A 5241-nucleotide genomic window follows, 5' to 3' on the forward strand; every position below is an offset into this window, starting at 1 on the left:
GTTCATCGCCCAGCTCTACGGCCATCCGCTTGCAGTCCCCGACCTCGTGCTCGTCGGCATCATCTCGGCGCTTCTCGCGCTCACCACCGGCGGCATGGGCAGCCTGCTCATCCTGTCGCAGATGTCCATCGTCTGCGGCTACCTGAAGCTTCCCTTCGAGGCGGCGTTCGCTTTGTTCGTCGCGGTGGATGCGGCCGTGGACACGTTCATGACGCTGGCCAGCGTCTGCACCGTCGCGGCGAGCACGGCAATGATCGCTCCCAGCCACAGGGAGGCGACACAGCCTGAAACCGTCTCGGAACAGCTCGAAGCCGAGCCTGCCGGATGATCGACGACAGCATCCGTCCCCAGCTCGGCATTATCGGCGGCCTGGGGCCGCTTGCATCGGCTGACTTCTACTTCAAATTGACCCGGATGACCCAGGCGTTCAGAGACAACGAACATGTGCCTGCCGTGATCCTCAGCGTACCGCAGCTGCCCGACAGGACCGAAGCCATCCTTGCCGGCCATGACGGCCCGCTGGCGCCTTTGAAAGCGGCGGTCGCGACGCTCAATGCGCTCGGCGTCGCCTGCGTCGCGATGCCGTGCAACACCGCCCATCATTGGTACGACCAACTGGCGGCGAATTCGCGCGCGGAAATCATCCATATCGGCGACGCCGTGGTGGCGGAGACGCGTCGTAGCCTGGAGCGGGGCCGGGTTGCTGTTCTCGCCACCCAGGGCACGCTGGTCTCCGGCTTCTATCAGGACAGGATGTCGGCGGCGGGATTTGAGCTCTGCCTTCCCTCGAACACCGAATTTCAGGCGTGCGTCGACAGCGCGATCAGCCTCGTCAAGGCGGGTTCGATCGCGGATGCGGCGGTTGAAACCGAGCGCGCGCTCGACATCGCGCAAGCGGCCGGCGCCGATGCCGCCCTGCTCGGCTGCACCGAACTGTCGGTGGTGGCCGCCAGCCTCAACGACGTGAATGGATTGCTCGTCATCGACAGCAATGCGGCCCTGGCGCGAGCCTGCCTGACGCGATTAGGGTTCGGTACGCAGGAAGCCCGAGGGCTGCCGACCGTATCGCGGCCGCCAGGACATGATTGGCCGATGCGCGGCAGCTTGGCCGTACTGGCGTAACCCGATCTAGACGCTCTCGAGGTATGTCTCGATCTCGAAATCGCTGACATTGAGCGCGAACGTGTTCAGCTCCTGGCGTTTGCAGGCCACAAAGGAGTCGCGCAGGATGGCTGGAAAAATCTCCGCCACATGCGTCCCGCTCTCGAAGGCGGCGATCGCGGATGCCCAGTCCGGCGGCAGCTTTGCCGGCGGAAGTCCCTGGCCGTCTGTGCCGATCGGATCACCTGGCGACAACTGTCTTTCGATGCCGGTCAGCGCGGCGCCCAATATGGCCGCGAGCACCAGATAGGGGTTGGCGTCGGCTCCCGATACGCGGTGCTCGATACGGCGAGCAGCGGTCGGCCCGCCCGGAATGCGGATCGCGACCATGCGATTCTCATAGCCCCAGGCGACCGCGGTTGGCGCATAGGATCTTGGGCGCAGCCTGCGGTACGAATTGAAGTGCGGCGCGAATACCAGCGTGCTCTCGGCCATTGCCGCAAGCAGGCCACCGACTGCATGGCGCATGGTCTCCGAGCCCTGGTCGGTGCCGTCGTCGAAGACGTTGCGCTCTTCACCGTCGACCAGGCTGAAATGAACGTGAAAGCCGTTGCCCGCCCGGTCGCCATAGGGCTTGGCCATGAAGCAGGCGGCAAAGCCGTGCTTGCGGGCAATGCCCTTCACCGTGCGCTTGAACAGCACCGCATCGTCAGCCGCCCGCAACGCGTCCGCGACATGGTTCAGATTGATCTCGAACTGACCGACGCCGTTTTCGGCGATGGCCGTGTCGACGGGAATGCCTTGCGTCCGGCAAGCCTCGTAGACGTCATGGATGAAGGATTCGAAATCGTCGATTTCGTCGATCGACAGCGCCGCGTCGGAATCGAGCCGGCGTCCGGTCACCGGCGAGACAGGGCCGACCGGCCGCTGCGATTGCGGATCGACGAGGTAGAATTCGAGTTCCGTTGCCGCGACCGGGGTCAGGCCCAGGGCCTTGTAGCGATCGAGGATGCGGGCCAGCGCCCGTCGCGGGTCGCCGAGATAGGGCGCGCCGCTTTCGTCGGCAAGCCACAGCGGGACAAGTGCCGTCGGATGCGCCGTCCAGGCCACCGGCAGAATGCCGCGCCCGGTCCATTGGCACAGTCCATCGGCATCGCCGGTCGAGAAAACCAGGCTGTTGCCTTCGATGTCTTCGCCCCAGACATCCAGTCCGATCAGCGAAAAAGGCATGCGCAGCTTGCCTTCCAGCGCCTTTCTTGCCTGCTCGACGGGAATGCGCTTGCCGCGCATGATACCGTTGAGGTCGCACACCGCCGCCCTGAGGCTCTGGATGTCGGTTCTGCTTTCAAGCCAGTTCAAAACGTCCGCAATTGCATCGCTCAATTTAAAACCTCTGGTTTTCGAAGGTGCCGCAGCCTGACCGGCCGCACGTCCCTGGTAAAAATAGCTGGTGAGTTTTAGGAAAACAGACGTGGCTGTCGCCAAGCGCTTTTCCTTATTTTTTCAAGTCACTAGCTGGTATGTCGGGAGGCATTTCAAAACCAATTGCGCGATCTGCGATCGCAACATAGAGGTTGGAGGGCGGAATGCCAAGCACGAGACGGTAAACCAGCGCGCAGCCGCTATCGGCGGGAGCGGCGAGTTCGCTGCGGTAAGATCTGGCGCACGCAGCGCCCGAGCCACGCTGTGCAAAACGGTCATCACAAATCTTGACCTCGCATGCACTTGCACCTCTGGCCGCTGTCTGGCTTTTTGGGGTACCCATCGCAACGGACTGATTCGCGTCATGCCGCTCGATTGCAATATGCCCAAGGCAGTCTGCGGGTGGGTCGTGAAGCGCGCGCAATTGACGAAGGAGAAACAGGCATGGCCGAGTTCAAGAAGCCCGAAATCTCCGAGATGAGACCCAAGATCACCGTTATCGGCGTCGGCGGCGGCGGCAATGCCGTCAACAACATGATCGCCGAGCAGCTTCAGGGTACCGAATTCATCGCCGCCAACACCGACGCGCAGGCGCTGACTATGTCCAAGGCGACGCGGCTGATCCAGCTTGGCGCTCATGTCACCGAAGGGCTGGGCGCCGGATCGCTTCCCGAGATCGGTCGCGCCGCGGCCGAGGAATCGCTCGACGAGATCATGGATCATCTGGCCGGCACGCATATGTGTTTCGTCACCGCCGGAATGGGCGGCGGCACGGGAACCGGTGCGGCTCCAATCATCGCCCAGGCGGCGCGCAAAGCCGGCATCCTGACGGTTGGCGTCGTCACGAAGCCGTTCACCTTTGAAGGCCGGCGCCGCATGCAGATGGCCGAAGAAGGCATCGAGCGGCTGCGCGAGAGCGCCGACACGGTGATCGTCATCCCGAACCAGAACCTGTTCAGGATCGCCGATGCCAAGACCACCTTCGCCGATGCGTTCGTCATTGCCGACCGGGTGCTCTATGCCGGCGTCAGCTGCATCACCGACCTCATCGTCAAGGAAGGCCTGATCAATCTCGACTTCGCCGATGTCAAATCCGTGATGCGCGACATGGGCCGCGCCATGATGGGCACCGGTGAGGCTTCCGGTGAAGGCCGCGCGATGAAGGCGGCCGAAGCCGCGATCGCCAACCCGCTGCTCGACGAAGTGTCGATGAAAGGCGCCAAGGGCGTGCTGGTCTCGATATCGGGCGGCAGGGACATGACCCTGTTTGAAGTCGACGAGGCCGCCACCCGCATTCGCGAAGAGGTCTACGAGGATGCCGACATCATCGTTGGCGCCATCTTCGACAAGGGCATGGAAGGCCGCTTCAGGGTCTCGGTCGTGGCGACGGGCCTCGACCGTGCTTTTGGCGCCGAGGATGCCGACGCCGGCATCGCGCGCGACCACGCCGGTCAGCCGCCGGCGCGCACGCTTCAATAGCGTTCGGTAAACGGGCAGGGCGCTGCCGCGCTCCTGCCCTCGATACCAGCGTTCAGCTCAGCCGAACTTCGGGTCCAGACTGCCCGACTTGTAGCGCTTGGCCATTTCGGCGACCGGCAGCGGCTTGATCTTCTGCGCGTTGCCGGCGGTGCCGAACTGTTCGAAGCGCTCCTTGCAGAGCTTGCGCATGGCGGCCATGGCCGGTGTCAGATACTTGCGCGGGTCGAACTCGCTCGGGTTCTCGGTCAGCACCTTGCGGATCGCGCCGGTCAGCGCCATGCGGTTGTCGGTGTCGATGTTGATCTTGCGCACGCCGTGCTTGATGCCGCGCTGGATCTCCTCGACCGGCACGCCCCAGGTCGGCTTCATCTGGCCGCCATATTTGTTGATGATCTCCTGCAGATCCTCGGGCACCGAGGACGAGCCGTGCATGACCAGGTGCATGTTCGGCAGGCGGCGATGGATCTCCTCGATGACGTTCATGGCCAGCACCGCGCCGTCCGGCTTGCGCGAGAATTTGTAGGCGCCATGGCTGGTGCCCATGGCCACCGCCAGCGCATCGACATGGGTGTCCTTGACGAACTCGACCGCCTGTTCGGGATCGGTCAAAAGCTGGTCGTGGCTGATCGCGCCTTCGACGCCGTGGCCGTCTTCCTGCTCGCCGCCGCCGCTCTCGAGCGAGCCGAGCACGCCGATCTCGCCTTCGACGGACACGCCGCCCCAATGCGCCATGTCGACGACGCGCTTGGTGATGCCGGAATTGTAGGCGTAGTCGGCCGGCGTCTTGCCGTCTTCCTTCAGCGATCCGTCCATCATGACGGAGGTGAAGCCGTACTGGATCGCGGTGACGCAGGTGGCTTCGTTGTTGCCATGGTCGAGATGCATGCAGACCGGAATGTCGGGATGGATTTCGACCAGCGCGTCGATCAGCTTGGCCAGCACCACGTCATTGGCATAGGCGCGCGCGCCGCGGCTAGCCTGCAGGATGACCGGCGACTTGGTCTCCTCGGCGGCCTCCATGATGGCGAGGCCCTGTTCCATGTTGTTCATGTTGAAAGCGGGCACGCCATAGCCGTATTCGGCGGCGTGGTCGAGCAATTGTCTCAGTGTTATGCGAGCCACCCAATAGTCTCCCGTATCTGGTTTCAAGCGCAACGTCGCGGGCCGGCCGGTTTGCCGGTCGGCCCTTGATGCTTCTGGCGGGATTTCAAGGGAACCGCAACCTTCGGAGCGCTTCTC

At 63.6% G+C, this 5241-nt stretch carries 4 protein-coding genes and 1 pseudogene; 3 read left to right on the forward strand and 2 right to left on the reverse strand.

The annotated features are described in order from the left end of the window. Both EN969_RS15665 and EN969_RS15670 read left to right on the forward strand, forming a co-directional pair. Window positions 1–328 (forward strand): annotated as a pseudogene (locus tag EN969_RS15665) (sodium:dicarboxylate symporter); the annotation flags it as partial. After that, on the forward strand, window positions 325–1122 hold the full coding sequence (locus tag EN969_RS15670) for an amino acid racemase (RefSeq protein ID WP_063167601.1): 798 nt from the start codon (window positions 325–327) through the stop codon (window positions 1120–1122). The pseudogene EN969_RS15665 and the gene EN969_RS15670, both read left to right, overlap by 4 nt. A gap of 6 nt (window positions 1123–1128) precedes the next feature. Here EN969_RS15670 and EN969_RS15675 read toward each other — a convergent pair whose 3' ends face one another. Further along, a complete protein-coding gene (locus EN969_RS15675) occupies window positions 1129–2484 on the reverse strand; it encodes a glutamine synthetase family protein (RefSeq protein WP_063167602.1) in 1356 nt (451 codons plus the stop codon). Between the two features lie 483 nt (window positions 2485–2967). Here EN969_RS15675 and ftsZ point away from each other — a divergent pair, with 483 nt between their 5' ends. Continuing rightward, entirely contained in the window at window positions 2968–4002 is a 1035-nt protein-coding gene (gene ftsZ, locus EN969_RS15680) for a cell division protein FtsZ (RefSeq protein ID WP_063167603.1), read from the forward strand. A gap of 57 nt (window positions 4003–4059) precedes the next feature. Here ftsZ and fba read toward each other — a convergent pair whose 3' ends face one another. Further along, window positions 4060–5124, reverse strand: coding sequence for a class II fructose-bisphosphate aldolase (gene fba, locus EN969_RS15685; RefSeq protein ID WP_013532928.1), 1065 nt, complete (start codon window positions 5122–5124; stop codon window positions 4060–4062). Window positions 5125–5241: the final 117 nt, after the last annotated feature.

Origin of the sequence: Mesorhizobium sp. M7A.F.Ca.CA.003.01.2.1 (assembly GCF_003998945.1) — a bacterium.
Classification (GTDB): Bacteria; Pseudomonadota; Alphaproteobacteria; order Rhizobiales; family Rhizobiaceae; genus Mesorhizobium; species Mesorhizobium ciceri.

Bases quoted from the DNA above. Each gene is read 5' to 3' on its own strand.
- ftsZ (WP_063167603.1), top strand. From the start codon at position 2,968: ATGGCCGAGTTCAAGAAGCCCGAAATCTCCGAGATGAGACCCAAGATC.
- EN969_RS15670 (WP_063167601.1), top strand. From the start codon at position 325: ATGATCGACGACAGCATCCGTCCCCAGCTCGGCATTATCGGCGGCCTG.